General features: G+C 69.0%; 23 protein-coding genes and 3 tRNA genes. 14 read left to right on the plus strand and 12 right to left on the minus strand.

Annotated features, from left to right (window positions below):
- The first annotated feature begins 136 nt into the window (after positions 1-136).
- Positions 137-991: a phytoene/squalene synthase family protein gene (locus tag BLQ43_RS03900; protein WP_090018820.1), complete on the plus strand. Its 855-nt coding sequence runs from the start codon at positions 137-139 to the stop codon at positions 989-991.
- Between the two features lie 6 nt (positions 992-997).
- Here BLQ43_RS03900 and trmFO read toward each other — a convergent pair whose 3' ends face one another.
- Positions 998-2,368: a methylenetetrahydrofolate--tRNA-(uracil(54)-C(5))-methyltransferase (FADH(2)-oxidizing) TrmFO gene (gene trmFO, locus BLQ43_RS03905; RefSeq protein ID WP_090018821.1), complete on the minus strand. Its 1,371-nt coding sequence runs from the start codon at positions 2,366-2,368 to the stop codon at positions 998-1,000.
- 158 nt (positions 2,369-2,526) lie between these two features.
- On the minus strand, positions 2,527-5,439 hold the full coding sequence (gene uvrA / locus BLQ43_RS03910; RefSeq protein WP_090018822.1) for an excinuclease ABC subunit UvrA: 2,913 nt from the start codon (positions 5,437-5,439) through the stop codon (positions 2,527-2,529).
- Between the two features lie 127 nt (positions 5,440-5,566).
- Between uvrA and ssb the strand changes: the two genes are divergently transcribed.
- From ssb to BLQ43_RS03935, 5 genes are all read left to right on the plus strand, one after another.
- Positions 5,567-6,049: a single-stranded DNA-binding protein gene (ssb, locus tag BLQ43_RS03915; protein ID WP_090018823.1), complete on the plus strand. Its 483-nt coding sequence runs from the start codon at positions 5,567-5,569 to the stop codon at positions 6,047-6,049.
- Positions 6,050-6,320: 271 nt separating this feature from the next.
- Positions 6,321-8,183, plus strand: a complete 1,863-nt coding sequence (locus BLQ43_RS03920) for a PHA/PHB synthase family protein (RefSeq protein ID WP_090018824.1) — start codon at positions 6,321-6,323, stop codon at positions 8,181-8,183.
- 143 nt (positions 8,184-8,326) lie between these two features.
- Positions 8,327-9,787 carry an aldehyde dehydrogenase family protein gene (locus BLQ43_RS03925; protein WP_090018825.1) on the plus strand — a complete coding sequence of 487 codons (1,461 nt, stop codon included), beginning with the start codon at positions 8,327-8,329 and terminating at the stop codon, positions 9,785-9,787.
- Between the two features lie 164 nt (positions 9,788-9,951).
- A complete protein-coding gene (locus tag BLQ43_RS03930) occupies positions 9,952-10,368 on the plus strand; it encodes a phasin family protein (RefSeq protein WP_176758503.1) in 417 nt (138 codons plus the stop codon).
- 610 nt (positions 10,369-10,978) lie between these two features.
- Positions 10,979-11,740: a glucose 1-dehydrogenase gene (locus tag BLQ43_RS03935; RefSeq protein WP_090018827.1), complete on the plus strand. Its 762-nt coding sequence runs from the start codon at positions 10,979-10,981 to the stop codon at positions 11,738-11,740.
- Positions 11,741-11,803: 63 nt separating this feature from the next.
- On the opposite strand, the gene BLQ43_RS03940 is transcribed toward BLQ43_RS03935, so the two are convergent.
- The 3 genes from BLQ43_RS03940 to gspD form a co-directional block, all read right to left on the minus strand.
- Complete coding sequence (locus BLQ43_RS03940) at positions 11,804-12,919, minus strand: NAD(P)/FAD-dependent oxidoreductase (protein ID WP_090018828.1); 1,116 nt, start codon at positions 12,917-12,919, stop codon at positions 11,804-11,806.
- A gap of 3 nt (positions 12,920-12,922) precedes the next feature.
- Positions 12,923-13,870 carry a bifunctional Delta(1)-pyrroline-2-carboxylate/Delta(1)-piperideine-2-carboxylate reductase gene (lhpI, locus tag BLQ43_RS03945; RefSeq protein WP_090018829.1) on the minus strand — a complete coding sequence of 316 codons (948 nt, stop codon included), beginning with the start codon at positions 13,868-13,870 and terminating at the stop codon, positions 12,923-12,925.
- Between the two features lie 83 nt (positions 13,871-13,953).
- Positions 13,954-16,287, minus strand: a complete 2,334-nt coding sequence (gene gspD / locus BLQ43_RS03950) for a type II secretion system secretin GspD (RefSeq protein ID WP_143006144.1) — start codon at positions 16,285-16,287, stop codon at positions 13,954-13,956.
- Between the two features lie 246 nt (positions 16,288-16,533).
- On the opposite strand from gspD, the gene BLQ43_RS14260 reads away from it, so the two are divergent.
- Positions 16,534-16,791, plus strand: a complete 258-nt coding sequence (locus BLQ43_RS14260; RefSeq protein WP_143006145.1) for a hypothetical protein — start codon at positions 16,534-16,536, stop codon at positions 16,789-16,791.
- Here the strand turns inward: BLQ43_RS14260 and BLQ43_RS03955 are convergent.
- Together BLQ43_RS03955 and BLQ43_RS03960 are read right to left on the minus strand one after the other, a co-directional pair.
- Complete coding sequence (locus BLQ43_RS03955; RefSeq protein ID WP_143006146.1) at positions 16,788-17,480, minus strand: DUF1722 domain-containing protein; 693 nt, start codon at positions 17,478-17,480, stop codon at positions 16,788-16,790. The genes BLQ43_RS14260 and BLQ43_RS03955 overlap by 4 nt on opposite strands.
- An 18-nt stretch (positions 17,481-17,498) precedes the next feature.
- On the minus strand, positions 17,499-17,768 hold the full coding sequence (locus BLQ43_RS03960) for a hypothetical protein (protein ID WP_090018832.1): 270 nt from the start codon (positions 17,766-17,768) through the stop codon (positions 17,499-17,501).
- Positions 17,769-17,994: 226 nt separating this feature from the next.
- Here BLQ43_RS03960 and BLQ43_RS03965 point away from each other — a divergent pair.
- Together BLQ43_RS03965 and BLQ43_RS03970 are read left to right on the plus strand one after the other, a co-directional pair.
- Positions 17,995-18,081, plus strand: a tRNA-Leu gene (locus BLQ43_RS03965).
- Between the two features lie 42 nt (positions 18,082-18,123).
- A tRNA-Leu gene (locus BLQ43_RS03970) sits at positions 18,124-18,210 on the plus strand.
- A 32-nt stretch (positions 18,211-18,242) separates the two neighbouring features.
- Here the strand turns inward: BLQ43_RS03970 and BLQ43_RS03975 are convergent.
- Genes BLQ43_RS03975 through BLQ43_RS03985 form a run of 3 tightly spaced genes read right to left on the minus strand, consistent with a single transcriptional unit; the run spans position 18,243 to position 20,495 of the window.
- Positions 18,243-18,734 (minus strand): isoprenylcysteine carboxyl methyltransferase family protein, encoded by a 492-nt coding sequence (locus BLQ43_RS03975; protein WP_245659439.1) that lies wholly within the window; start codon positions 18,732-18,734, stop codon positions 18,243-18,245.
- A complete protein-coding gene (locus BLQ43_RS03980) occupies positions 18,731-19,801 on the minus strand; it encodes a type III polyketide synthase (protein ID WP_090018833.1) in 1,071 nt (356 codons plus the stop codon). Before BLQ43_RS03980 ends, BLQ43_RS03975 begins: the two co-directional genes overlap by 4 nt.
- Before the next feature lie 43 nt (positions 19,802-19,844).
- Positions 19,845-20,495, minus strand: coding sequence for a DsbA family oxidoreductase (locus BLQ43_RS03985; RefSeq protein WP_090018834.1), 651 nt, complete (start codon positions 20,493-20,495; stop codon positions 19,845-19,847).
- A gap of 171 nt (positions 20,496-20,666) precedes the next feature.
- On the opposite strand from BLQ43_RS03985, the gene BLQ43_RS03990 reads away from it, so the two are divergent.
- Positions 20,667-21,101 carry a CBS domain-containing protein gene (locus BLQ43_RS03990; RefSeq protein WP_176758504.1) on the plus strand — a complete coding sequence of 145 codons (435 nt, stop codon included), beginning with the start codon at positions 20,667-20,669 and terminating at the stop codon, positions 21,099-21,101.
- Between the two features lie 51 nt (positions 21,102-21,152).
- On the opposite strand, the gene BLQ43_RS03995 is transcribed toward BLQ43_RS03990, so the two are convergent.
- Complete coding sequence (locus BLQ43_RS03995; protein ID WP_143006148.1) at positions 21,153-21,773, minus strand: rhomboid family intramembrane serine protease; 621 nt, start codon at positions 21,771-21,773, stop codon at positions 21,153-21,155.
- A gap of 208 nt (positions 21,774-21,981) precedes the next feature.
- Between BLQ43_RS03995 and BLQ43_RS04000 the strand changes: the two genes are divergently transcribed.
- Genes BLQ43_RS04000 through BLQ43_RS04010 form a run of 3 tightly spaced genes read left to right on the plus strand, consistent with a single transcriptional unit; the run spans position 21,982 to position 25,272 of the window.
- Positions 21,982-23,229: an FAD-dependent monooxygenase gene (locus BLQ43_RS04000; RefSeq protein ID WP_090018837.1), complete on the plus strand. Its 1,248-nt coding sequence runs from the start codon at positions 21,982-21,984 to the stop codon at positions 23,227-23,229.
- Between the two features lie 31 nt (positions 23,230-23,260).
- Entirely contained in the window at positions 23,261-24,103 is an 843-nt protein-coding gene (gene fghA / locus BLQ43_RS04005) for an S-formylglutathione hydrolase (RefSeq protein WP_090018838.1), read from the plus strand.
- Positions 24,104-24,159: 56 nt separating this feature from the next.
- Entirely contained in the window at positions 24,160-25,272 is a 1,113-nt protein-coding gene (locus BLQ43_RS04010; RefSeq protein WP_090018839.1) for an S-(hydroxymethyl)glutathione dehydrogenase/class III alcohol dehydrogenase, read from the plus strand.
- Positions 25,273-25,454: 182 nt separating this feature from the next.
- Here the strand turns inward: BLQ43_RS04010 and BLQ43_RS04015 are convergent.
- Positions 25,455-25,543: transfer RNA gene (locus BLQ43_RS04015), tRNA-Ser, on the minus strand.
- Positions 25,544-25,695: 152 nt separating this feature from the next.
- Between BLQ43_RS04015 and BLQ43_RS04020 the strand changes: the two genes are divergently transcribed.
- Positions 25,696-26,916, plus strand: a complete 1,221-nt coding sequence (locus BLQ43_RS04020) for a lytic murein transglycosylase (RefSeq protein ID WP_090018840.1) — start codon at positions 25,696-25,698, stop codon at positions 26,914-26,916.
- Positions 26,917-26,961: the final 45 nt, after the last annotated feature.

Consider the following 26,961-nt stretch of genomic DNA (forward strand, 5'->3'; position numbering starts at 1 on the left):
ATTCGAAAGATCGATCGCGGGTGCAGGCCGTTCCAAGGGGCGTTTCTCCCAGGTGAAGCGAGCCCGGCGCCGACCCCCCTGAAACTGCGGCGCACGGGTTCACGCCCGGCCATCCCGACGCCATATACGGGTCGCCATGACCGCCAGTTCCGATCCCCGCCTGTCGTATTGCGGCGAGCAGGTCCGCCGCTTCGACCACGACCGCTACCTCACCTGCCTCTTCGCGCCGGCGGCCGCGCGCGAGGATCTGTTCGCGCTCTACGCCTTCAACCACGAGATCGCCAAGGTGGCGGAGATCGTCACCGAGCCCATGGCCGGACAGATCCGCATCCAGTGGTGGCGCGAGGGGCTGGACGACCTCTACGCGGGCGAGCCGCGGAAACACGAGGTCGCCGAAGCGCTGGCCGGCGCGGTGCAGCGCCACGGCCTGACGCGCCAAGCCTTCGAGCGGCTGCTGGACGCGCGCGAAACCGACCTGGACGACGATCCGCCGGAAACCCTGGACCACCTGACGCGCTACGCCGAGGAAACCTCCGCCACGCTCGTGCAGCTCGCGCTTGAGGTGCTGGGCGCGCACGACGACGCCAGCATGCGCGCGGGCCGGCACGTGGGCGTGGCCTGGGCGCTGACGGGGATCGCGCGCGCGGTGCCCTTCCACGCCGCACAGCGCCGCCTGATGCTGCCGGGGAACCTGACGTGGCAGGCCGGGCTGGACGTCCACGACCTCTTCGAGCTGCGCGAGCCGGCGGAAGTGCAGCCGGTCGTGCGCCAAGTGACCGAGCGGGCCGAAGATCACCTGCGCGAAGCGGAAGCCCTGCGCCGCCGCGTGCCGCGCGACGCGGTGCCGGCGCTGCTCCCGGCGACGCTGGCGCGGCGCTACCTGGCGCTGCTCAAGCGCCACGAGCACGATCCCTTCGCCCCCGAGGTCCAGCGCCCGCAGCCGGGCCGGCCCATGCGCCTCGCCTGGGCCGCGGCGCGCGGCCGGTTCTGACCCGGATCAGGCCGCCGCTTCGGGCGTCGGCTCTGTGTTCAGCCAGGCATCGATGTCGCGCAGGGCGCGGGCGGACTGAGCTGGTTTGCGCTCCTTGCGCTTCACCGGCTTGCCGTTGTCCTGCTTGATCGGCGGCAACAGCCCGAAGTTGATGTTCATGGGCTGGAAGGTGTCGTCGCTCGCCCCGCCCGTGATGTGGTTGAGCAGCGCGCCCAGGGTCGTGGTGTCGGGCGGCGGCGCGACAGCTTCGCCGCGACGCTCCGACGCCGCGAAGCGGCCGGTGAGCAGGCCGATGGCGGCGCTCTCCACGTAGCCCTCGACGCCCGTGATCTGCCCCGCGAAGCGCAGGCGCGGGCAGGCCTTCAGCCGCAGCAAGCCGTCGAGCAGCTTGGGCGAGTTGATGAAGGTGTTGCGGTGCAGGCCGCCCAGGCGCGCGAACTCCGCGTTCTCCAGGCCCGGGATCATGCGGAAGACCTCGACCTGCTGCTTCTTGCGGATCTTCGTCTGGAAACCGACCAGGTTGTAGAGCGTGCCCAGCGCGTTGTCCTGACGCAGCTGCACCACGGCATAGGGGCGTTCGCCCGTGCGCGGGTCCGTCAGCCCCACCGGCTTCATTGGCCCGAAGCGCAGGGTTTCGATGCCGCGCTCGGCCATGACCTCGGCGGGCAGGCAGCCCTCGAAGTAGGGCGTCTCGGTCTCCCAGGTCTTGAACTGGGTCTGCTCCGCTTCGAGCATCGCCGTGATGAAGGCTTCGTAAGTTTCCTGGTCCAGCGGGCAGTTGATGTAGTCCCCCGTGCCGCCGCCGGGACCCGGCTTGTCGTAGCGCGACTGGAACCAGGCGATGTCGAAGTTGATGCTGTCCTTGTAGACGATGGGCGCGATGGCATCGAAGAAGGACAGATAGCCCTCACCGGTCAGGTCCTGGATCGCTTCGGTCAGGCCGGGCGAGGTGAGGGGGCCCGTCGCGACGATGACGTTGTCCCAGTCCTCGGGTGGCATGCCGTCCACGGCCTCGCGCCGCACCTCGATCAGCGGCTCGTGGTCGATGGCTTCGGTGATCGCGCCGGCGAAGCGGTGCCGGTCGACGGCCAGCGCGCCGCCCGCGGGCAGCTTGGCGTCGTCCGCCGCGGCCATAACGAGGCTGCCGCAGCGCCGCATCTCCTCGTGCAGCACGCCCACGGCGTTGTTCGTGGCATCGTCCGAGCGCAGCGAGTTGGAGCACACCAGCTCGGCGAGCTGATCCGTTTCGTGCGCGTTCGTCGTGTGCTCGGGACGCATTTCGTGCAGCACGACGGGAACGCCGCGCCGGGCGAGCTGCCACGCCGCTTCGCTGCCGGCCAGGCCGCCGCCGATGATGTGGACCGGGTTCATGCTCATGGCCTCGCAGATAGCCGTGCGCCCGGGGGCGAACAAGGAGCGATTCAGGGCGCGATGAAACGTCGAAGAACAATCCTACGAGCCTCATCGCCCCCGATGGCATTCGTGTGCGGGCATGACTTAGAGCCCGGATTGATGCAGCCCTACCTCATCATGCCCTAGGCGCGCTTGCGGGCGGCGCCGTGGTGGCTGTGCAGATAGCTGGCGAGATAGCGGCCCGTGTGGCTCTCCGGCACGGCCGCGACGTCCTCCGGCGAGCCGGCGGCGACGATCCGGCCGCCCTTGTCGCCGCCCTCGGGGCCGAGGTCGAGCAGCCAGTCGGCGGTCTTGATGACCTCCAGGTTGTGCTCGATCACGACCACGGTGTTGCCCTGATCCACCAGCGCGTGAAGGACGTGCAGCAGCTTGCGCACGTCGTCGAAGTGCAGGCCGGTGGTGGGCTCGTCCAGGATGTAGAGCGTCCGCCCCGTGGCCCGCTTGGACAGCTCGCGCGCCAGCTTGACACGCTGGGCCTCGCCGCCGGACAGCGTCGTCGCCGGCTGACCGACCTTGATGTAGCCCAGACCCACCTGTTGCAGCGTTTGCAGCTTGTTGCGGATCGCCGGGACCGCCTGGAAGAACTCCACGCCCTCGTCCACCGTCATCTCCAGCACGTCGGCGATGGACTTGCCGCGGAAGGTGACCTCCAGGGTTTCGCGGTTGTAGCGCTTGCCCTTGCATTCGTCGCAGACGACGTGAACGTCGGGCAGGAAGTGCATCTCGATCTTGATGAGGCCGTCGCCCTGGCAGGCCTCGCAGCGCCCGCCCTTCACGTTGAAGGAGAAGCGTCCCGCCTTGTAGCCGCGCGCCTGAGCTTCCGGCAGGCCGGCGAACCACTCGCGGATGGGCGTGAAGGCGCCCGTGTAGGTGGCGGGGTTGGAGCGCGGCGTGCGGCCGATGGGCGACTGGTCGATGTCGATGACCTTGTCCAGCAGCTCCATGCCCTCGACGCGGTCGTGCTCGCCCGGGGCGGCGCGGGCGCCCATAACCTGCCGCGCCAGCGCGCGGTAGAGGGTGTCGTTGATCAGGGACGACTTGCCCGAGCCGGAGACACCCGTGACGGCCGTGAAGGTGCCCAGCGGAACGTCCGCCGTGACGTTGTGGAGGTTGTGCTCGCGCGCGCCCACGACCCGCAGCCGCTCGCCGCCCGGACGGCCCTTGCGCCGCTTGCCGGGCAGGGAAATCTGCTGGAACCCGGTGAGGTACTGCGCGGTCAGGCTCTCGGTGCTCTGCATGACCTGGGTGGGCGTGCCCTGGGCGACGACGTGACCGCCCTGCACGCCCGCGCCGGGGCCCATGTCCACGACGTGGTCGGCGGCGCGGATGAACTCCTCGTCGTGCTCCACGACGACCACGGTGTTCCCCAGATCGCGCAGACGTTCGAGCGTTCCCAGCAGCCGGTCGTTGTCGCGCTGGTGCAGGCCGATGCTCGGCTCGTCGAGGACGTAGAGCACGCCCGTCAGCCCGGACCCGATCTGCGAGGCGAGGCGGATGCGCTGGCTTTCGCCGCCCGACAGCGTCGCCGAGGCGCGCGAGAGCGTGAGGTATTCCAGGCCCACGTCGCTGAGGAAGGTCAGGCGCTCGCGGATCTCCTTCACGATGCGCCGGGCGATCTCGACGTCGCGCGGGCGCAGGTGATCCAGCACGCCGTCGAACCAGCCGCCAAGCTCGCCGATGGCGCGCTCGGCGACGTGGCCGATGTGCTCGCCCTTGATCTTCACGCACAGGGACTCGGGCTTGAGGCGGTGGCCGTGGCACGACTCGCACGGGGTGCTCGCCATGTAACGGCCGATGTCCTCGCGCACGGCGTCGCTGTCGGTTTCGCGGTAGCGCCGTTCCAGGTTCGGAACGATCCCCTCGAAGGCCCGCTTGGTCTCGTAGTTCCGCAGGCCGTCGTCGTAGCGCAGCGTGATCTGCTCCTCGCCCGAGCCGTAGAGGATGGCGATGCGCACCTGCTCCGGCAGGTCCTGCCACGGCGTCTTCACCGACACGCCGAAATGCCGTGCCAGGCTGTCCAACGTCTGCTTGTAGAAGGGCGAGGCGGAGCCCGCCCACGGCACGATCGCGCCGTCGCGCAGGGATTTGCGCTCGTCCACCACAAGCGCCGGATCGATGCTCAGCGTGGCGCCCAGGCCGTCGCAGCTCGGACACGCGCCGAAGGGGTTGTTGAAGGAGAACATGCGCGGCTCGATCTCCGGCAGCGTGAAGCCGGAAACCGGGCAGGCGAACTTGGCAGAGAAGGTGGTGCGCTCGCCGGTGTCCGCGTTCTCAGTGAAGGCAAGGTCGTCGCCGAGTTGCAGCGCGGTTTCGAAGGAGTCCGCGAGGCGCTTTTCCATGCCCTCGCGCACGACGACGCGGTCGACGACCACCTCGATGTCGTGCTTCTTTTTCTTGTCCAACGCCGGAACGTCGTCCAGCTCATGGACTTCGCCGTCGATCTTCACGCGCTGGAAGCCGCGCTTCTGCAGGTCGGCAAGCTCCTTCTTGTACTCGCCGAACCGGCCGCGAACGATCGGCGCCATGAGGTAGAGCCGCGTGCGCTCGGGCATCGCCATCACGCGGTCCACCATCTGGCTCACGGTCTGGCTCTCGATCGGTTCGCCCGTGTAGGGGGAATAGGGCGTGCCCACGCGCGCCCAGAGCAGGCGCATGTAGTCGTAGATTTCCGTGACCGTGCCCACGGTGGAGCGCGGGTTCTTCGACGCCGCCTTCTGCTCGATGGAGATCGCGGGCGACAGCCCTTCGATGGAATCCACGTCCGGCTTCTGCGTCAGCTCCAGGAACTGCCGCGCGTAGGCGGAGAGGGACTCCACGTAGCGCCGCTGGCCCTCCGCGTAGATCGTGTCGAAGGCCAGCGAGGACTTGCCCGAGCCGCTGACACCAGTGAACACGATCATCTTGTTCCGGGGCAGCACCACCTCGACGTTGCGGAGGTTGTGCTCGCGCGCACCGCGAACATGCAGCACGGGCGCGTCGGGCTGGGCGCCGGTGGCGTCGGCGCCCTCGGCAGTCGTTCCAGTGGATGCGGTCATTGCGTTCCGCTGTCCCGCGGGTGGGTGAGGCACGTGGACAAAGGATATGGCCCAAGCGGGCCGCCGCCGCTAGGCTTGCGCGGCATCGATTCACCGTCGCCAAGCGCCGAGAAGGACATCTGAGTTTATGGCCGGCACCGTCAACAAAGTCATCCTCGTCGGCAACCTGGGCCGCGATCCCGAGGTGCGCCAGACCGCCAACGGCCAGCGCCTCGCCAACATGTCCGTCGCCACGTCCGAGCAGTGGACCGACAAGCAGAGCGGGGAACGGCGCGAGCGCACCGAATGGCACCGCGTGGTGCTGTTCGACGACAAGCTCGTCGATCTGGCCGAACGTTACCTGCGCAAGGGCTCCAAGGTCTACGTCGAGGGCAAGCTGCAGACGCGCAAGTGGCAGGGTCAGGACGGCCAGGACCGCTACACCACCGAGGTCGTGCTGCAGCGCTTCCAGGGCGTGCTGACGATGCTGGACGGCCGCCAAGGCGGTGGTGGCGGCGGCGCCCCCGCACCGGGCGGCGAGCGCCAGGAGCGCGTGGGCGCCATGGACACCAGCGAGCCCGCGCCGGGGCCCGGCGGCGGCGACGACATGGACGACGACATCCCGTTTTAGAGCATCGTGCGTGACATCATATTTGCCGAGAAAGCTTGAACCCTCACGCTAGGTTCTTGTTTTCCAGCGCGAGCAGATTCACGCACGAGCAAGTGGAATCACGCGAGTGATTCCACTTTACGGCGATCTGCTCTAACTCCGCTGTTATCCGCACGCGGCCGTGTCACGTTGACGCGTGTTAATGCCGCTCCCGCGCCGATCCGCCGTCATGCGGTGACCGCATGGGGCCACGACGACGGTTCCGTGCCGGCCGGCGCGAGGATGGCGCGGCATGTCCGTGGGAGACGACTCGTGGGACGCCCCGGCGTGGGCAGCCGCTGGTGAAACCAGCAATTCCGGGGATCGCGGGGGCCACACCTCGGCTGGGGAGCGGGAGCCCGCGAGCGGCATCCCTGATCCGCTTCCCCCTGACGAACCTCAGCACCTGATTACTTTCGACCGCCTGACGCGGGCGATGCTTGGGCGGATGACGGGCGGCGTCTCCCCGGCGGCGCTGGCGCAGGCGTACGCCGACTGGTGGGCGCATCTCGCCACTGCGCCCGGCAAGCAGCTGCAACTGCTGCACAAAGCGCACCGCAAGAGCGTGCGCTACGCGGCGTGGCTGCCGCACGCGCCGGGCGGTCACGAATGCCCCCGCTGCATCGAACCGCTGTCCCAGGACAGGCGTTTCGAGGCAGATGCCTGGCAGGTCTTTCCCTTCAACGCGATCCACCAGGCGTTCCTGCTCACGCAGCAGTGGTGGCACAACGCCAGCACCGAGGTGCGCGGCGTACGCCAGCACCACGAGGACATCGTCGAGTTCGCCACGCGGCAGCTGCTGGACGTGGTGCAACCCGGCAACTTTCCGGCCACCAACCCGGAAGTGATCGAGAAGACCGTGCGGGACGGCGGCACGAACTTCGTCCACGGCCACCTGAACCTCCTGGAGGACGTGAACCGCTATCTCGCCGGCGAACCGCCGGTGGGGGCGGAGACGTACGAGATCGGCCGCGACCTCGCCGTCACGCCCGGCAAGGTCGTTTTCCGCAACGCATTGATGGAACTGATCCAGTACACGCCGCAAACGGACTCCGTGGCGACGGAGCCCGTGCTGATCGTCCCGGCCTGGATCATGAAGTACTACGTGCTCGACCTCTCGCCCCACAACTCGCTGATCCGGTGGCTCGTCGCCCAGGGATTCACCGTCTTTTGCATTTCCTGGAAGAACCCAACGAAAGACGACTGGAACATCGGCTTCGACGACTACCGCACGCTCGGCCTTCTCGAAGCCCTGAAGGCCATGCAGACGATCGTGCCGGAGCGGCAGATTCACGCCGTCGGCTATTGCATCGGCGGCACGCTGCTGGCCACGGCCGCCGCCCACATGGGCCGCGACGGCGAGGAGCCCTTCGCCTCGCTAACGCTCTTTGCCGCGCAGACGGACTTCACCAACCCTGGTGAACTCGGCCTCTTCGTCGACGAGAGCCAGGTGTCCTTCCTCGAGGACATGATGTGGGACCAGGGCTACCTGGACCCCAAGCAGATGAAGGGCGCGTTCCAGCTGCTGCGCTCCAACGACCTGGTCTGGTCGCATTTCGTCCGCGCGTACTTCATGGGCGAGCGCGAGCGCATGATCGACCTCATGGCCTGGAACGCCGACGGCACCCGGCTGCCGTACCGCATGCACTCGGAATATCTGCGCACGTTCTACCTGCAGAACGCCTTCGCGGAGGGCCGCTACACGATCGAGGGCGGGGCAGTGACGATGACCAACATCGACCCGCCCATCTTCGCGGTCGCCAGCGAAAAGGATCACATCGCCCCCTGGCGGTCCGTCTACAAGCTGCACCTGTTGGCAGACACGCCGGTCACCTTCGTCCTCAGCAGCGGCGGCCACAACGGCGCCATCGTCAGCGAACCCGGGCACCCGCGCCGGTCGTACAGCATCGCCACACGGCCCGCGCACGCGTCCTATCTGGAGCCGGACGGCTGGCGCGAGCAGGCCGAGCGCCACGACGGCTCCTGGTGGCCGGCTTGGCGGGACTGGCTGCTGGCGCGGTCCAGCGGCTGGAGCAAACCGCCGGCCATGGGCGCCCCGGCCGAAGGCTATCCGCCGATCGCCGACGCACCCGGCACCTACGTCCACGAACCCTGAGCGTTCGGGCCAGGCACCGCGCTCGCCGGTCCGCCTCATCGCAACGCCGATGTGCTGCGCCAGCCTCTTGCAATTCGGGCCGCGAGCGTGCGGGCTTCCGCCCGACGCGAACCACACGGCTGCCCGAAGGCGAGGGGAGACCCATGACCGCTGACGCTGAGCTCAAGCCCGTCTGGCAGAACCACATCGCCGGTGAATGGCGTGACGGCCCGGACGGCGCCCGCATTCCCGTGGAAAATCCCGCCACCGGTGAGCGCCTGGCGGACATCGCGCGCGCCACGCCCGAGGTCGTCGACCAGGCCGTGCAGGCGGCTCGTGCGTGCACCGACAGCCGCGTGCTTCAGGACATGCACCCGGCCGAGCGTGCCCGCGTGGTCACGGACATCGGCCGCGTCCTGCGCCGCCGGCGCGAGGAAATTGCCCGCGTCGTCTGCCTGGACAGCGGCAAGAGCCTCTCGCTCGCACGCGGCGAGGTCGACGGCGCCGCCCGCTACTTCGAGTATTACGGCGGACTCGCCGACAAGATCGAGGGCCGCTACATCCCGCTGGGCAACGGCTATGTGGACTACACCATCCCGGTGCCCTACGGCGTTTCCGCCCACATCGTGCCCTGGAACTTCCCGCTGGAGATGGCGGCGCGCTCGCTGGCGCCCGCGCTGGCGGCCGGCAATGCCTGCGTCATCAAGTCCCCGGAACAGGATCCGCTCGCGGTCACCTTCATCGCCGAGGCGTGCGCGGAGCTGGGCGTGCCCACGGGCGCGGTGAACATCGTCTGCGGCTACGGCGAGGACGCGGGCGCCGCGCTGTCCGCGCACCCGGACGTCAACCAGATCGTGTTCACGGGCTCCGTCGAGACGGGGCAGGCCATCATGCGCGCGGCGGCCGACACCGTCGTGCCCACCGTCATGGAGCTGGGCGGCAAGTCCGCCGGCATCGTCTTCCCGGACGCCGACCTGGACAACCTGACCACCAGCACGAGCTGGGGCATCACGATGAACTCGGGCCAGGTCTGCAACGCCATGTCGCGCCTGCTCGTGCCGCGGCAGATCCGCGACGAGGTTATCGACCGCATCAAGGCCATGAGCGAGGGGCTGAGCATCGGTCCCGGCATCGAGGACAACGGCGTGACCCCGCTGATTTCCGGCGAGCATCTGGCCGAGGTCGAGGGCCACTGCCTGTCCGCGGCGCAGCAGGGCGCGCGCGAGGTCACGGGCGGCCGCCGCCTGGCGGACCGGGCGGGCCACTTCATGCCGCCCACGGTCTACGCCGACGTCGACCCGGAGATGCGCATCGCGCAGGAGGAGGTGTTCGGGCCGGTTCTGTCGGTGATGACCTACAACGAGCCGGATGAGGCCATCCGCATCGCCAACGGCACGAAATACGGCCTCGCCGCCGGCGTGTTCACCGGCGACCTCGACCGCGCCACCTGGGCGGCCGAGCGCCTCGTGGCCGGGCAGGTCTACGTCAACGACTGGTACGTGGGCGGGGTGGAAACGCCCTTCGGCGGCATGGGCAAGTCCGGCTTCGGCCGCGAGAAGGGCCAGGAGGCGCTCGCCAACTACTACCAGTCCAAGAACGTTGGGATGCGCCGACTCGCCTCCTGACGGCGCCACGCCGCCGGAAGATCGGAGCGGCTTTTCCTGGCCCAGCCCCCTTGGAGCGTACCGGCCCGGGCTTAGTTTTGATGCAAATCAATGCCCGCGGCGGACGGAGCTCATTTACTGTCAGCGTGGACGGGTGTTCCGCGGCGAGCCAGCGAGGTGACACGATGGCGCAACACGATCCGCAAGCACATTTGAGCGACGCCAGCACAATCGAAACCGATGTCGCGTCCTCCGTGCAGAAGGCGCTGGAAACCAACGGCCGAATCGGCGCCGCGTGGCTGGACGGCGTGTCGCGAATCAGCCGCGAATTGACGGACTTCACGGGCGATCGCTGGCGCACCGATCTGGAAACGTTCGACCAGATCTGTTCGTGCCGGAACCCCATGAACCTCTTTTACATCCAGCTCGACTTCACGCAGCGGTTCCTCCAGGCCTATCTGGACGAGGCCGCCAAGCTGACGAAGCTGGCCGTTGAATCGGGCCTCGAATGCACCGAACCCGCTGGCGGCCCAGCGTCGGGCGAGCAAACCGCCCGGCCCGACACGAAAACCTCAGGTGCCGCCCAAGCTGACGCATCCTGAAGCAAGCGTCGCGCGATCACAGCTTGACCTCGATTATGTTATTGCAGTGCAGCATTCACACGGGCTCTCTTCCGTGGTATTGGGTGCGCTGCAAAAAGTGCTGTCGAACCAGGGAATACCGTCCGCGTGTTCCTGCGATGGCACCAGAAGGGGTCGAGCAGGCGCACGATGGGTTGGACGCGGTGCACAACGGACCGGCCGGAACGAGCGGGCTGGGCGCAGCTCGCCGATCCGGGACGTGCCGGCGTGCCGCGGCGGACACGCACCCGGGCCGGTGGAACAGCCGGCTCTCGCTTCGCACGTGGTGAACCGCGTCCCGTCGCCCGTCTCTCTCGTCGCAGATCCCCCAAGACGACCACAGGGTTGAACACGGCCACGGCCGCCGCGGCGGCGCGGTGGGTCGTGCGCTTTTAACGGCATGCGGTGGTTTGGCTGCGCCGGACCGCGGCGGTGTGCCGTGTCGATCGCCAGAGAGGCTTGCGGGCCGCAACCGGATGCGCGGCCGGGAACCGCGCGCGTCCTGCTGCGGGGAGGCATCGCACCACAGGCTCAATGACGGGACCGCGCGCGGCCGTGTGGCTCGCGGTGGTCGCCAGCGAGAGGAGGATTCATGGCACGGGTTCAGGACAAGGTCGCCATCGTCACCGGCGGCGGCACCGGGATCGGCGAGGCGACCGCGGAGCTGCTCGCCAGCGAAGGCGCGACCGTCGTCATCACCGACATCAAGGCCGACAAGGGTCAGGAGGTGGCCCAGCGCATCGGCCGCGGCACCACGTTCGTCGAGGCCGACGTGTCCAGCGAGTCGGACTGGCAAGCGCTGATGGACAAGGTGCTCACCGATCACGGACGGCTGGACATCCTGGTGAACAACGCCGGCGTCGGCATTCCCAAGAACGTCGAGGAGACGACGCTCGAGGACTGGCGCTTCGTCATGAACGCCAACCTGGACGGCGTTTTCCTGGGCACGCGCTACGCCATCCAGGCCATGAAGGAGAGCGGCGGCGGCTCGATCGTCAACATGTCCTCGATCGAGGGCCTCGTGGGCGACTCGCGCCTGACCGCCTACAACGCCAGCAAGTCGGGTGTGATCGGGCTGTCCAAGTCGTCGGCCCTGCACTGCGCGCAACAGGGCCTGGGCATCCGCGTGAACACCGTCCATCCGGGCTTCATCTGGACGAAGATGGTGCGGGGCTTCGTCAAGTCGCAGGACGATCCGGACGAGGCCAAGAAGGACCTGGAGTCCAAGCACGCGCTGGGCCACTTGGGCGAGCCGTACGACATCGCCTACGGCGTGCTCTACCTCGCCTCGGACGAATCGAAGTTCGTCACCGGCACCGAGCTGGTGATCGACGGCGGCTACACCGCCCAATAGCTTCGGATTTCCGCACTCGGCGGTGCTGCCGGCGGCGTTCCGGGCACCGCCGGGATGCGAGTTTCACATCGGTGTGTCGGGCGCATGGCCCGCAAGCCAGGTGGCGAACGCACCCGCCGCGTAGTCGCCGTCGGCGACGGCCCGCAGGCGCTCTCCGATGAGCGGGCCGAACTTGAAACCGTGCCCGGAAAACCCGGCCAACACGAGGCCTCTGGCCGCAGGCTCGGCGATGAAGCGCGAGTCGGGCGCCACGGTGTAGAAGCAGGTACGCCCCTCCCGAACGCCGCAATCGGCGACACCCGGCACGCGGGCACGGACGTGCTCGATCAGCGCGGTCAGCTCGGCCCGCGTGGGCTCGCGGTCGCGGTCCGGCTCGCCTTCCAGCGTGAAGCTGTGGTCGCCCACCTTCAGCGGCTCGCCGAGGACCGGCGGCACCGCGTACGTCCCCGATTCCGGCCCGATGTCCAGCACGATGGGCATGCCGTCCCAGGCGGGGCGTTGATCCGCCGGCAGATCCAGGGTGCAGACGAGCTGGCGAGAGGGCGTGACGCGATCGGCCAGCTCGGGCGCCAGTCGGCCCGTCCAGGGGCCGGCCGCCACCAGCACCCAGTCGGCTTCGTGCCGCGTGCCGTCGGCCAGGATCACCGTGCCGGCTTCGGGGTCCGCGCGGGCGACAGGCGTTTCCGCGCGCACCGTTCCGCCAAGCCGCGCCACGTGATGGCCCAGATCGCGGACGATGCGTTCCGCGTGCAGCACGCCGCCGGTATCGGCGAGATACGCCTCGCCGACTCCGTCGAGCGACAGGGGAGGGTAGCGCGCCGCCGCCTTGTCCAGCGAGAGCGGCATCGCGGGGCGGTTGAGCCACGCGAGCGTTTCGGCGCAGTCCGTCGCCCAGCTCGAGCCGGGCCGGGCCAACAGCAGCGTCCCCATCTCCACGTGGTGGCGCACGCCCAAATCGGCCCAAAGCCGCTCCCAGGCCGCGTAGGCATCGTCCACCATCGCCGCGTAGCCGGGGAGGTCCGCGTAGGCGTGGCGGATCAGGCGGCTGCGGTCGACGGAGGAGGCGAGGGGATTGGGCACCGGCCCCTGCTCGAACACCGTCACGCTGTGACCGGCCGCGGCAAGAGTGCGCGCCGCCGACAGCCCGACGATGCCCGCGCCGACCACGGCCACGCGCATGGCTCAGCCCTCGCCGGCGCGCTCGTAGGCGAGCACGGCGGCAGCAAGGTCCTCGAGCGCCGTCCCGACGGACTTGAACAGCGTGATCTCCTCGCCGCTGCGCCGGCCGGGGTGCTGCCCGCGCGTCAGCATGTAGAGGTCGGCGAGCACGTCGTGGCGCGTGATGACACCGTCCTGTAGCGGCTGAACCAGGTCGCCGCCCTCGCTCAGCGCGCCGTCGTAGGTGTCGCAGAAGACGCGCGCCCGCTGCACCGCACGGTCGTCGGTTTCCCGCATCGTGGGCTTGAACGCGCCGACGAGATCGACGTGCTGACCGGGGCGCAGCCACTCGCCGTGCAGCGGCGGCTCGACGGCCATCGTGGCGCAACTGACCACGTCCGCCCAGCCGACGGTCTCGGCGTCCAGGGTTTCCACGGCCTCCGCCGCATAGCCCCGCGCGCTCAGCTCCGCGGCGAGGCGCCGGGATTTTTCCGGGGTGCGGCCCCAGACGCGCACCTCGCGGATGGGACGGACGCTGGCGTGGGCGTCGACCAGCTCCGGCGCCATGGCCCCTGTGCCCACCATGAGCAGCCGCGAAGCATCGTCGCGGGCGAGGTAGTCGGCGGCCAGCGCCGATGCGCCCGCGGTGCGCCGGTTGGTCATGGGCTGGCCCGCAAGCTGGCACACGGGCGTGCCCGTGGCGCCGTCGTGCAACAGGTAGGTCGCCTGGACGGAGGGCAGGTTCCGGCCGGGGTTGTCGGGGAAGACCGTGGCCACCTTCACGCCCACGTACGTGCCCTGCTCCCACGCGGGCATCAGCAAAAGCGTCGCCTCCGTCCCACCGGGCACCGGGATGCCGTGATGATGGCGCGGCGGCGCGCTGGCGTCGCCCTGGAAGGCGTTCCGCAGCGCGGGCACGAGGGCGTCGTAGGTGAGCGCCGCGTCCACCACGGCGGCGGAAAGAACCTGCATGGCGTGCTCCCGTCTCCTTGGCCGGGCGGAAGGATCACGCGCGGGCGCGCAGGGCGTCAACGCAGGCAAACGCCGGGCGCGCCCTACGGCTGCTGGGTGCTGCTCGCGCCGGATTGGCTCGCGGCGTCGGACGGCGTCCCCTGGTTCGGGGCTTTTTTCCTGAACATCTTCACGCCCTCCAGACGCCGCCGGAGTTCGCGCGTAACTTGGTCGGCTTCCTGCTGATCGTGGACGACCCGCGGCGTCAGCAGCACCAGCAGCTCGGTTCGGCTCTTCGTCACCGTGACATTCTTGAAGGCGTTGCCGACGTACGGGATGTCCTTGAGCAGCGGCACGCCGACTTCGCTGCGGTCCCGGCTGTCCTCGATCAGGCCGCCGAGCGCGATCGTCTGACCGCTCTGCACCGCGACGTTGCTGGTGATCTCGCGCTGCTGGATGGTCGGCGAGTTCAGGCCGGACGTGGTTGTCTGCGTGACATCCGACACCTCCTGCCGGATATCCAGCGTCACCAGCCCGCTTTCGTTCACATGCGGGCTGACTTCCAGGATGGTGCCGGTATTGCGGAACTCGATCTGATTGACCACGGGCGCGTCCGGGTCGGTCGTGGACTGGGCGCTGCGCGTGGCGACGGGCACCTCGTCGCCGACCTGGATGCGGGCCGACTGGTTGTTCAGCACCATCAGGTGCGGCGAGGAGATGACGTTGACATCGCTCACGTCGCTCAAGGCGTTGAGAACGCTGCGCGTGTCCCCGCTCTCGAGCAGGAAGGAGAAGCCCGGGAAGCTCTGCGCGACCCCGCCGCTGCTCAGGTCGCTGAAGGTGACGTTGCCGGTGGTGCTGCCGGAGTCGTCCTCGAAGAAGAAGCGCAGTCCGTACTGCAGCTCGTCTTCGAGCCGAACCTCGGCGATCGTCGCTTCGATCACCACCTGCAACGGTACCTGATCCAGTCGGTCCAGCGTGGAGCGGATCATCTGGTACTGCTCGCCCGTGGCCAGAACGAGCAGGGCGTTGTTGCGCGTGTCCGCGATGATCCGGGGCTGTCGCCCATTGCCGAGCTGGACGGGCGGGCCGCCCTGGGCGGTGACCTGACCGCCGCGCTGCCGGCCGCCGAATGCACTGCCCCCGCCGCCATCGGCGCCGCCGAGCGAGCTGTCGCCGGTCCCGCTGGTGCCCGTGCCGGTCGTGGAACCGCTGTCCGAACCGTTCGTGTTCGCGGTGCTGGAATTGTTGCCTCTGGTGCCGGCGCCGCTTCCCGAACCGGTGGTGCCGGTTCCGGTTCCGCTCTGATTGCCGCGGCTGGACAGCGAGACGGACTGCCGGCCCGGCGCGACGGTTCCCTGCTGCTGCCGCGAGCCGCTGGACACCTGCACGCTGAACATCTGCCCGAGCACGCGGGCGAGATCCTGGGCGCGGGCATTGTCCACGTCGTAGACGAAGAGCTTGCGTTCCTGCTGGGCCACGCCCCGGTCCAGCCGCTCGACCCAGGTGCGCGCGCGCTCCAGGTAGCCGCGCTGTTTGGTGATGACGAGCACCGCGTTCATGCGCTGGATCGGCATGAAGCGGATCACGTCCTGCAGCACATCCGTGCCGTCGCTGCCCTGCTGCCGGCCGAAGACCGAGCGCAGCTCGGTGACGACGCGCTTGGGCGCGGCGCTGTCCAGCGGCAGCAGCGCGAAGGACTTGCCCTTCATCCAGTCCACGTCGAAAAGATCGACCATCTCCGCGAGATCGCCGGCTTCGCTGCCGGGCCCCACGAAGAGCAGCAGGTTGCGCGCGCGGTCCACGCGCAGCGTCCGGCCAGGGGTGACGAATTCGTCGAGATTGTCCTTCAGCGCGGCGGCGGAGACGTAGTTCACGGGGATGATGTGCGTGCCGTAGCTGGACGCACCCGTGTCGCCCGGCCCGATGGGCGGAGGTACCCGCGCGTCTTCCAGCGGCACGATGTGATACATGCCGCCTTTCTCGACGACCGCGGCGCCGTTCATCGCCAGCACGTCCTCGAGCGCCGGGACGACCTGCTCGCGAGTCAGCGGGCGTGTGGTGCGCGCCGTCACGGCGCCGCCGACATCGCTGTGAATGCTGTAATTCACACCAAGCGCTTCGCCGAGCACGGCGTCGACGACCTCACGCAGGTCCGCCCCGACGAAGTTGAGCGTGTAGCCGCCAGCCGTCTGCCCGGCTTCGGCACGCGTGCGCGTCTCGCCCACGAACTCGCCGGAGCCGGTATAGACTTCCGGCTCCTCCAGGGTTTCGGTTTCCGTGTCGTCGCCGAGGTCCTCGCCCTCGGCGGCCTGACCGGCATCCGCGGCCTTGTCGGCGGTGTCCGTCGCAATGGCGTCCGCCGGCAAGGTGCGGCGCTCTTCGGCGTCTTCCGGCACCGTGCAGCCGGCGAGCCCGGCCAAAAAGGCAACCAGCACCGCCGTGCCGGGTCCGATCCGAGGAGTCGTCCTGAAGCGCGCCACCCACACCCCCTTGGTCACGCGATTGGGGGATGAAACGCCACGACGGGATGCTCGATCAAGGGTGGTACGGGTCACATTCCCTGGCGCTTCGCGGGGGTGCGGCGCGTGGAAGCATGCGCGCGCCGCCCGCGAGGGATCGCGAAAGCCGCGACGGTCTGGCACAAACCGGCTCACAAGCGCGACGAGGAGGACAGGTCGGGCATGCTGGACCCGCGCGGCATCGGGGCGTTGGTGGCGTTGCTGTTCTATGCCGCCACCGGCTTGGCGTTTCACCTGATCGCCTACGGCGACGTCGCCTGGAACGAGGCATTCGTCTACGTCGTCATGGCATTCTGGCCCGTGCTGCTCGGGTGGGAGATCCTGAAGATCCTTGCCGTGATTGCCCTGGTCGTACTCGCCGGACTCGCGGTCTACGCCGTCGTGCGCTTCGTGGCCGGGCGCTTCGGCCGCTCGCTTTAAAGCCACGTGCGCAGCATCAGCGGAATGGGGTAGGGCGCCAGATAGGTCTGCTGAGCGATGTAGACCATTCCCGTGGTCGCCGCCGCCCCTCGAATCCGCGCCAGGGGGTCGGTCAGGGGTGCCAGGCCGGCGCGGAAGTCGGCGATGGCGGCGTGCATGCGCGCCCGTGCCGGCTCGGGCAGGCCGCGTTTGAAGTAGCCCGCCATGTGCTCCAGCGCGCTTGCGTGCCGGCCGCGGCGCGCCGGGACCAGGAGACCCCCCCAGACGGCCTGGCAGTACCGCTCCGCCAGCGCCGACAACGGGGCTTCGGCCGGGCCGGCGATCAGCTTGCCGACGCGGCGATAGGTTTCCGGCGCGTGCGCCATGATCAGGTACTTCTCGCGCGCGTGCAGCGCCTGAAGGTCGGCTTGGCGCTCGATCCGGGCAGCGCGCAGGCGCCGGTTGGCGAACACGGCCGACAGGAAAGCGTCGCGCGTAGGCGGATGCGCGAGCGCCGCCAGGGAAATCGCCGGCGCGTCCGGCGGAGGGTCAACACCGTTCGTGATTCGGCCGTCAGGCGCCGGATCGTCCGGCGGAACCCGGCGCAGATACGGCGCCAGCACGTCGTGCCACAGCCAGTGCTGCGCCACCGCCCTGGGCACGGCCACAGCGGGAATCGGGTGGCCGCTTGCGCACCCGGAATCGGTCACGCGGCCCGCCCCACGCGCTTACGAATCGCGCTGATCGGGACGCACCGGGCCGCCCTGCTCGCGATGATAGGCGTCCACCTCGGCGTCGTGGCCGCTGCGATTCGAATAGAAAGACAGGGCCATGAGGCCGATTCCTAGGCCGAGCGTCAGCAGAATCCCGACGATCATCGCCACGATCCCGGTCCACCCCATGCTGACGCCTCCCATGGCGAGCCAGGAATCGGCCACCAGGGCGGAAACGGCGCCGAGCACGACCACGAAGGCGAGGGCAATGATGCCCGTGCGCATGACAACTCCAAGGGTTTGTGTGTCGCCCCCGGACGGAAGCACGGCGAACCGCGCACGGCAAGCGCCCACGCCCCCTTGATCCCCGGCGCGCGGTGCGATACATGCCCGTCTCGGCAGGGGGCGGAAGGCCCTTGCACAAAACGACGCCTTTCCTTACATCGCCCGGTGCACGGCGAGAGGTGAAATGGCGGCACGGCCGACCTTCACCGTTGTGCCGAATACCGGTGCGGCTGTGGCGGAACTGGTAGACGCGCAGCGTTGAGGGCGCTGTGGGGGTAACCCCGTGCAGGTTCAAGTCCTGCCAGCCGCACCACTCGCCGGGTGACGAAGGAAAGAGCGACGACATACCGCCCGTGCGGCTGTGGCGGAATTGGTAGACGCGCATGCTTCAGGTGCATGTGGGCGTAAGCCCGTGGGAGTTCGAGTCTCCCCAGCCGCACCACTTTCCTTCCCTGTTCCCGTTATCCTTCCCCGTTACCGCTGTAACGCGTTCTCTTCGACACGGATGCGCCAACCGAGCACGGCGAGATTGGCAATCCCGAACGGGATAGCGATTTCCCAGGCATTGAAGGCGGCCGGCAGCACCGCGATTTCCGCCGCCACGACCGCGTAGTTCGGGTGCCGCAGCCAGCGGTACGCGCCGCGGCTGACCAGCTTTTCCCCCGGCACGACAAGCACACGAGTCGTCCAGCGCGCCCCCAGGCTGGCGATGATCCACACGCGCGCGCCCTGGAGCGCTACGAACACCGCCAGCAGTGGAATCGAGACGGGCGCGTCCGGTGGGACCGTGACCGCGATCGCCGCCAGCCACGCCGCGTGCAGCCCCACCAGCAGCGGATAGTGGCCGGCGCCGTGCTCGCGCCCGCCCTGGTGGCGGAGACGACGTTCGTTGGCGCGGCTGTACGCCAGCTCGGCGAGGCGCTGGACCGCGACGAGCCCGGCCACCGCCTGCGCCAGCCCGATCACGCCGCGCTCTCCGGGTGGAGCAGGGCGAACCCAGCGGTGAAACCGGGGCCGAGGGCGCTGGCGAGGATGGGTCCGTCGGGTGGTCCGTGGGTGATGAGGTCACGCAGCACGAAAAGGGCCGTTGGCGCGGACATGTTGCCGTGCTGGCGCAACACCTCGCGCGCCGCCGTCATTCCGCCCGGCGTCACGCCGAGCACCGCTTCCAGGGCCTCGATCACCTTCCGGCCACCGGGATGGCACGCCAGCCCGGCCAGGTCGCCCCGCGCCAAGCCGTTCCGCGCCAGGAAAGCATCGAGCACCGGGCCGAAATCGCTGCGAACGAAGGACGGGATGGCGCGGTCGAAGACCACGGCCAGCCCGTCGTCCGCCACGCGCCAGCCCATGACGTCCAGGCTGTCCGGCCAGGTGTGCTCGCCCCAGCCGGTGATCGCGGGCCCGGCATCGTCCGGGTGCGTGCTCACCACCGCGCCCGCCGCGCCGTCGCCGAACAGCGCCGCCGCCACGAGGTTGCTCTTGCTGGCGTCGTCGGGGCGGAAGGTGTGCGTGCACAGCTCCACCACCAGCAGCAGCACGCGCCGGGCCGGCACCGCCCGGGCGAGCGCCGCGGCGCGGCCGAGTCCCAGCACGCCGCCGGCGCACCCCAGCCCGAAGACGGGTAGACACTCGACATCGGGCCGGAACGCCAGGCGGTTCATCAGCCGCGCGTCCAGGCTGGGGGTGGCGATGCCCGTGGTGGACACGACGGCGATGGCGTCGATCTCGCCCGCCCCAAGGCCGGCGTCCGCCAGGGCCCGCTTCGCCGCCGTCTCGATCAGCGCCAGCGCCGCTGCTTCGTAGTGCGCACTGCGCTCGCGCCAGCCGCTCGGTTGGCGCAGGACATTCAGCGGGCGCGTGGCGAAACGGCGCTCGATCCCCGCGCTGTCGAAAACCGTGAGCAAGCGGTCCGTATCGGCCGCGCCGCCGGCAAGCATCTCGGCAGCCGCCGCGCGCACGGCCGCCTGGTCGAGCACGTGCGGCGGAACGGTCGTGGCAAGCCCCGTCAGCCGGGCAGGGAGATCATCCGGCATGGCACCGCCATGGCAGCATCGCCCGCGCCGCCGGCCAAGGCGTTTACGACGCGGCTACGCCTTCCGTGGAGCCCGTGCGACCGACGTCGAAGAGGTTGTGGAGGACCTTGGGCTCCTGCGCGCCGGACAGCGCGTATTCGCCATTGAGGATGAAGGTGGGGATGCCCTGGATACCGGCCGAGCGCGCTTCCTGGTCCTCGGCCTGCACGATCTCGAGCGCGTTTTCCCGATCCAACGCGTCCCGAACCACATCCTCGTCCATGCCAGCCCGCCGCGCCGCGGCCAGCAACACGTCCTGCTCGCCGACGTCCTCGCCGCGCATGAAGTAGGCCTGGAAGAGATCCTCCACGACCGTGTCCTGCACGCCTCGCTCCCCGGCGAGGTGGATCAGCTGGTGCGCGGGCAGCGTGTTGGGCGTGCGCTGAATGCGGTCGAGCGCGAGCGGAATGCCCTCCTCGGCGGCCGCAGCCTTTACGGCGTCGTAGACACGATTGGCGTTGTCCATGCTGCCGAACTTGCGGACCACGTAGTCCGTGCGGTCCATGCCCGCGCGCGGCATGTCCGGGTTGAGCTGGAAGGCTCGCCAACGGATCGTCAACTCGGGCTCCGGGCGCTCCGCCAGCGCGCGTTCGAGGCGCCGCTTGCCGATCAGGCACCAGGGGCAGATCGGGTCGGAAAAGATGTCCAGGTGCATGCTGCCTCCGTGCGTTGGCCGGGCCGCGCGATGGTGCGTCCCCGATTTTTGGACTGTCCGGTCCATTACAAAGATGTTTGCACGAAGGCCCGCGGTATCGCAACGTTTGCGGCTACTTCGGCGAAACCGGTAAGATTCCGTAAAGAGGCCGTGCAAGGGGAGGACGAGCGGATGAGCGAGCGTGTGCTGCGGGACATTCTGGGCGGCAACCGGCCCGTCAGCGTCGACGGCGGCAGCAATGTCGTCGAGGCCACGCGCATCATGATGCGCACCGACGCGGGCGCCGTCCTGGTGATGAACGGAAGCAAGCTGGAAGGCATCTTCACCGAGCGCGATCTGGTGAAGCGCGTTGTCGGCGCCGGGCTGGACCCGAAGTCGACCTCCGTCGCCGATGTCATGACCGCGCAGATCGAGACGGCCGATCCGGACATGAAGGCCGTGGACGCCCTGAAGACGATGCAGGACAAGGGCTTCCGCCACCTCCCGGTGAAGGAAAACAACAAGGTCGTCGGCATCGTCAGCCTGCGCGACTTCATCGGCAAGGAGTTGACGGAAATCCAGGACCAGCAAGCGGTGGAACGCTCCTGGGCCGATTCCTCGCGCTGACACGGCGGCCGGTCGCGGCGCATGTCGCGCGGGATTGGCCGACGGTCTGTGCTACTTCACCCGCCACGGCTTGAAGCCGATCAGGGCGAGATCGAAGGCCAGAAAGCCCACCGCGAACCCGCCGAGGTGCGCCGCCCACGCCACGCGGGCGTCGCCGGCGCCGGGCATGCCGCCGATCCCGGTGAACACGGCGATCCCCACCCAGATCAGCGCCACGGGCCAGATCCGCGACAGCCCACCGCCGTGCGGATGCCGGGCCAGTAGGCGCAGCACCATCCCGAACAGGCCGCTGATCGCGCCCGATGCGCCCACGACCGGCGCGCTGTCCATCGGGTAGACGAACCAGTGCGCCAGGGCGCCGGCCAGGCCCGAAATCAGGTACATCACCAGCATGCGGCGGCTGCCCAGGGTGCGCGCCACGCCGCTCCCGAACGCGGCGAGCATCACCATGTTCACCAGGATGTGGACCACGCCGCCGTGCAGGAATTGGTGGGTGATGGGGCCGACGTAGGCCCAGAGGTCCCATTCGGCCGGCCCGCCGGCGTAGCGCATGGGCACGAAGCCGAGGTGCGTGACGATCCAGTTCGCCCAGCGCCAGGGCACGACGTTCTGCAGCGCAAACACTGCGGCGTTGATGGCGATCAGATAGCCCACCGCGCGCGGCAGGTTCACGGGCGGCTGCGACGGGCGCGGATTGCGGGGCGGGGCGTGGCCGGAAAACGTCACACGTCACCTGCCTGATTGGTTCTTGTTCGGTGGGCGCGTCTCGGCTGCACCATGAGCCTGCGGGCACCGGCCGCAGCCTGCAATACGCGCAGACCTGGATCGGGGTGTCCCACACGTCCATCTTGCCTGCGGCAACCGGGCACGGGGAGGGCGCATGACGGCAACGGACATCCTGGTGATCGGCGGCGGCATCACAGGGCTGGCGGCCACGGCGGCGCTGGCCGGCGCGGGCTTCGAGGTGGGCTGCGTCGATCCGGCGCCCGCGGACATGGCGGCGGCGCCGAGGTTGGACGGCCGCACCACCGCGCTCTTCCCCGACGCCGTGCGCACGCTGAGCGCGGTTGGAGCTTGGGACGCCTGCACGGATGTCTCGGCCGGACTGTGGACCATGCGGATCGTGGACGACGGCCCCGGCGGCCCGAAGCACGCCGCCACGTTCGAGTCCCGCGACCTGCCGGGCGGCGGCCCCTTCGGCTGGAACGTCCCGAACGCCACGCTGCGCCAGGCCCTGATCGCGCGCCTCGCGGAATTGCCGAACGCCGAGCACCTCAGCGGCCGCACGGTCGAAGAGCTGCGCTTCGCCGGCCCGCACGCCGAGGCCACGCTTTCGGATGGGCGGGAAATCCACGCCACGCTCGTCATCGGCGCCGACGGCAAGAAATCCATGACGCGCGACGCCGCCGGGATCGCGGCGCGCGCCTGGGCCTACGGGCAGACGGCGATGGCCTTTTCCGTCGCCCACAGCCGCGCGCACGAGGGCATTTCCACGGAATTTCACCGCCCACAGGGGCCGCTGGTGCTGGTGCCCATGCGCGGCAACGCTTCGAGCGTCGTCTGGGTGGAGCGCGAGCGCGCCGCCGAAACCTTCTCGCAGCTCGATCGCGCCAGCTTCCGCCGCATCTTTGCCGAGCGCCTCCACGGCACGCTGGGCAGGATCGAGGACATCGGCCGGGTCGGAACCTACCCGGTGACGACCCTGCTGGCCGATGCCTACGCCGGGCACCGCGTCGCGCTGATCGGGGAGGCGGCGCACGGCCTGCCGCCCATCGGCGCGCAGGGCCTTAACCTGGGGCTGACCGACGTGGCCGTGCTGACGGAAGCGCTTGCCGAAGCGCGCCGCAACGGCCAGGACATCGGGGCGCACGCGATTCTGCGCGGCTACGAGCGGCGCCGCCGGCCCGATGTCGTCGCGCGCGTCGCGGGGGTGGACGCACTGAACCGCGCGGTGATGACGCGCAACCCGGCCCTGCGGGCGGCGCGGCACTTGGGCGTGCGGGCGCTGGCGGGCTGCGCGCCGGTCCGCCGTGCGCTCATGCAAACCGCGATGTCGCCTCTGGGCAGGCGTCCGGCGATGAGCGGCGGCACCCTCGTGCGGCCTGTCGCCAGCCATACCGGCACATAACGAAAGCCACGACGCAGGATTGGAGAGCCAGATGGTCGAAACCGTCAGCCGGCAACGCTGCTTCGAGGGAATGCAGGGCTTTTACCGCCACTGGTCCGAGGCGACGCAGTGCACGATGAGCTTCGCCGTCTATGAGCCGCCGCAGGCGCTCGACGGCGTGAAAACGCCGATGCTCACCTATCTGGCGGGCCTGACGTGCACGCCCGAGACCTTCACGATCAAGGCGGGCGCGCAGCGTGTGGCCGCGAAGCTCGGCATCACCCTGGTCATGCCGGACACCAGCCCGCGCGGTTGCGGCCTGCCGGGCGAGGACGACGCCTACGACTTCGGCACGGGCGCCGGCTTCTACCTGGACGCCACGCAGACGCCGTGGTCGTCCCACTACAACATGGCGACCTACATCACGCGGGACCTTCAGCATGTTATCGCCGAGAATTTCAGCGTCGACACGGGCCGCCAGGGCATCTTCGGCCACTCCATGGGCGGCCACGGCGCGCTGACGCTGCATCTGCGCAATCCTGGGCTGTTCCGCACGGTTTCCGCCTTCGCTCCGGTCTCTGCGCCCATGCAGGTGCCGTGGGGCGAAAAGGCGTTCAGCAACTACCTGGGCGCGGACCGGGACGTTTGGCGCGCGTACGACGCCACGGAGCTGGTCAAGCAGCAGCCCTCGGGCGCAAACATCCTGATCGATCAGGGGGATGACGACCAGTTCCTGAGCCGCGAGCTGCGCCCGGAGATCTTCAGCAAGGCCTGCCAGGAAGCCGGCCAGCCGGCGCAAACGCGCATGCAGCCCGGCTACGACCACTCATACTACTTCATTCAGACGTTCGTTGAAGACCACCTCAACCATCATTATCGCGGCCTGACGGGCTGAGCCGCGGGGGAGACCACGGCCCACCATCGCCGTTTGCTGCATCAGGGAGCTTTGTCATGGACGTACGCGCAGCCGTTGCCTTCGAGCCCAATAAGCCGCTGTCGATCGAGACGGTGCATCTGGAGGGCCCGAAGGAGGGTGAGGTGCTGGTCGAGAACAAGGCGACCGGCATCTGCCACACCGATGCCTTCGTGCTCTCGGGCCGCGATCCCGAGGGCAAGTTCCCGGCGATCTTCGGCCACGAAGGCGCCGGCGTGGTTCAGGACGTCGGGCCGGGCGTGAAGGACGTGAAGCCGGGCGACCACGTCATCCCGCTCTACGTGCCCGAGTGCCGGGAGTGCGAGTACTGCCTCAACCCCAAGACGAACCTGTGCCAGGCCATCCGCGAGACGCAGGGGCAGGGCGTGATGCCCGACGGCACCTCGCGCTTCTCGCTCAAGGACGGCTCGATGGTGCACCACTTCATGGGCACCTCGACCTTCTCGAACTACACCGTGCTGCCCGAGATCGCGGTGGCGAAGATCCGCGAGGACGCGCCCTTCGACAAGGTCTGCTACGTGGGCTGCGGCGTCACCACGGGTATCGGCGCGGTGGTGAACACCGCGAAGATGGAGCCGGGCGCGCGCGTGATCGTCTTCGGCCTCGGCGGGATCGGCCTGAACGTCATCCAGGGCGCCCGCATGGTTGGCGCGCGCCAGATCGTCGGCGTGGACATCAACAACGACAAGAAGGCCTGGGGCGAGAAGTTCGGGATGACCGACTTCGTCAACCCCAACGAGATCGACGGCGATCTGACCAAGTACCTGGTCGAGCTGACCAAGGGCGGCGGCGACTACACTTTCGAATGCGTCGGCTCCACGGCGCTGATGCGCCAGGCGCTGGAGTCCGCCCACAAGGGCTGGGGCATGTCCGTGATCGTCGGCGTTGCCGGCGCGGGCGAAGAGGTCTCTACCCGCCCGGTTCAGATGGTTACCGGCCGGCACTGGACGGGCACCGCCTTCGGCGGCGCCAGGGGCCGCACCGACGTGCCCAAGATCGTCGACTGGTACATGGAAGGCCTGATCGACATCGACACGATGATCACGAAGGTCATGCCCTTCGAGAACATCAACGAAGGCTTCGAGATGATGGAGCGCGGCGAGGGTATCCGCACGGTGCTGACGTACTGATCGCGGTGTTTCGTACGGCGGTTTCGCGGCCCCAGGGTCGCAAACCGCCGCTGTTTGGCACGCGACGCATTGCCCGCTGGCGAACGCGTCGCGCCTACATCAGCTGCACGATTCAACGCGTCAGGTGTCGCTCTTCACGGGAAGCGGTGGCGAAAAGACCCGATGAAAGGCGCCAGCGTTTCTGGCGGAGGGGGTGGGATTCGAACCCACGGAGGGTGCAACCCTCTCCGGTTTTCAAGACCGGTGCATTCGACCGCTCTGCCACCCCTCCGCGCGAGAACGATCCGACCTTTAGCAAGGCCGGGCACGGGCCGTCCATCCCTCACGTCCTGCGGCGGAGGACACGAAAACGGGCTGGCGCCCCGAAGGTGCAATGCTAGGCTCCCGCGATCGACGGAGCAGCAGCGACGAGGCAAAACGCGCATGCGCGGAATGCGAACGCTGGCGAGTGTCCTTGGACTCGCCGCGACCGTGGCGGCCACGCCGGCCACCGCTCAGCAGGACAATTTCAAGGCCTGGCTCGACGGGGTGCGTGCGGAAGCACGCGAGCAGGGCATCGCCAAGGCCACGCTGGATAAGACGCTTTCGGGCCTGAGCCCGATTGAGCGCGTGATCGAGCTGGACCGCAGCCAGCCCGAGTTCATCCGCACCTTCTGGTCCTACATGGACGACCGCGTCACGCCGGGACGCGTGGAAAAGGGCCGGAAGCTGCTCGACAAGCACCGCGAGCTGCTGAACGCGGTCCAGCGCGAGCACGGCGTTCAGCCGCGCTTCCTCGTCGCCTTCTGGGGCATGGAAACCGGATTCGGCAGCTATCTGGGCGACTTCCCGGTGATCGGCTCCGTTGCCACGCTGGCGCACGACGACCGGCGCAGCGCCTTCTTCCGCACGCAGCTTTTCCACGCGCTGGAGATGGTGGACGAAGGCCACGTCGAGCCCGGCTCGTTCACGGGCTCCTGGGCCGGGGCGACCGGCCACCTGCAGTTTCTGCCCTCCACCTTCACACGCCATGCTGTCGATGCCGACGGCGACGGCCGCAAGGATATCTGGGGCGACCTGCACGACGTCTTCGCCTCGGGGGCCAACTACCTCAGCGACATGGGCTGGGAAGGCGACGAGCGCTGGGGTCGCGAGGTGCGGCTGCCGGGAGATTTCCCCTGGAAGCAGGCGCAGCTGGACGTGAAAAAGCCGCTCGACACCTGGGCGGAGATGGGCGTGCGCAAAGCGAACGGCGATCCGCTGCCCACACCCGACGGCTGGCAGGGGTCGATCGTGCTGCCGCAGGGCCACGAGGGCCCGGCCTTCCTGGTCTACGAGAACTTCCGCCACATCCTCTCGTGGAACCGCTCGATCAAGTACGGCGTCGCGGTGGGGCATCTGGCCGACCGCATCGCCGGGATGCCGAAGCTGCAAACGGGCCGGGACGCCGACTCGGGTGCGGTTTCCTTCGATGAGGTCGAGCGCATCCAGACCCTGCTGAACAAGCTGGGGCACGAGGCGGGGCCGGTTGACGGCGTACCGGGTGAAAGCACCCGCGCGGCCATCCGCCGCTTCCAGGCCGCGAACGGCTATCCCGCCGACGGCTATGCCTCGCCGGCGTTGTTGAAGCAGCTCGAAGCGCGCATCGCCGACCGGAAGGGGTAATCCCGATTGCGCGCCGCCGCCACCCCGGCTTATCGTTCCGGATGA

The organism is Limimonas halophila, assembly GCF_900100655.1.
Taxonomy (GTDB): Bacteria; Pseudomonadota; Alphaproteobacteria; order Kiloniellales; family Rhodovibrionaceae; genus Limimonas; species Limimonas halophila.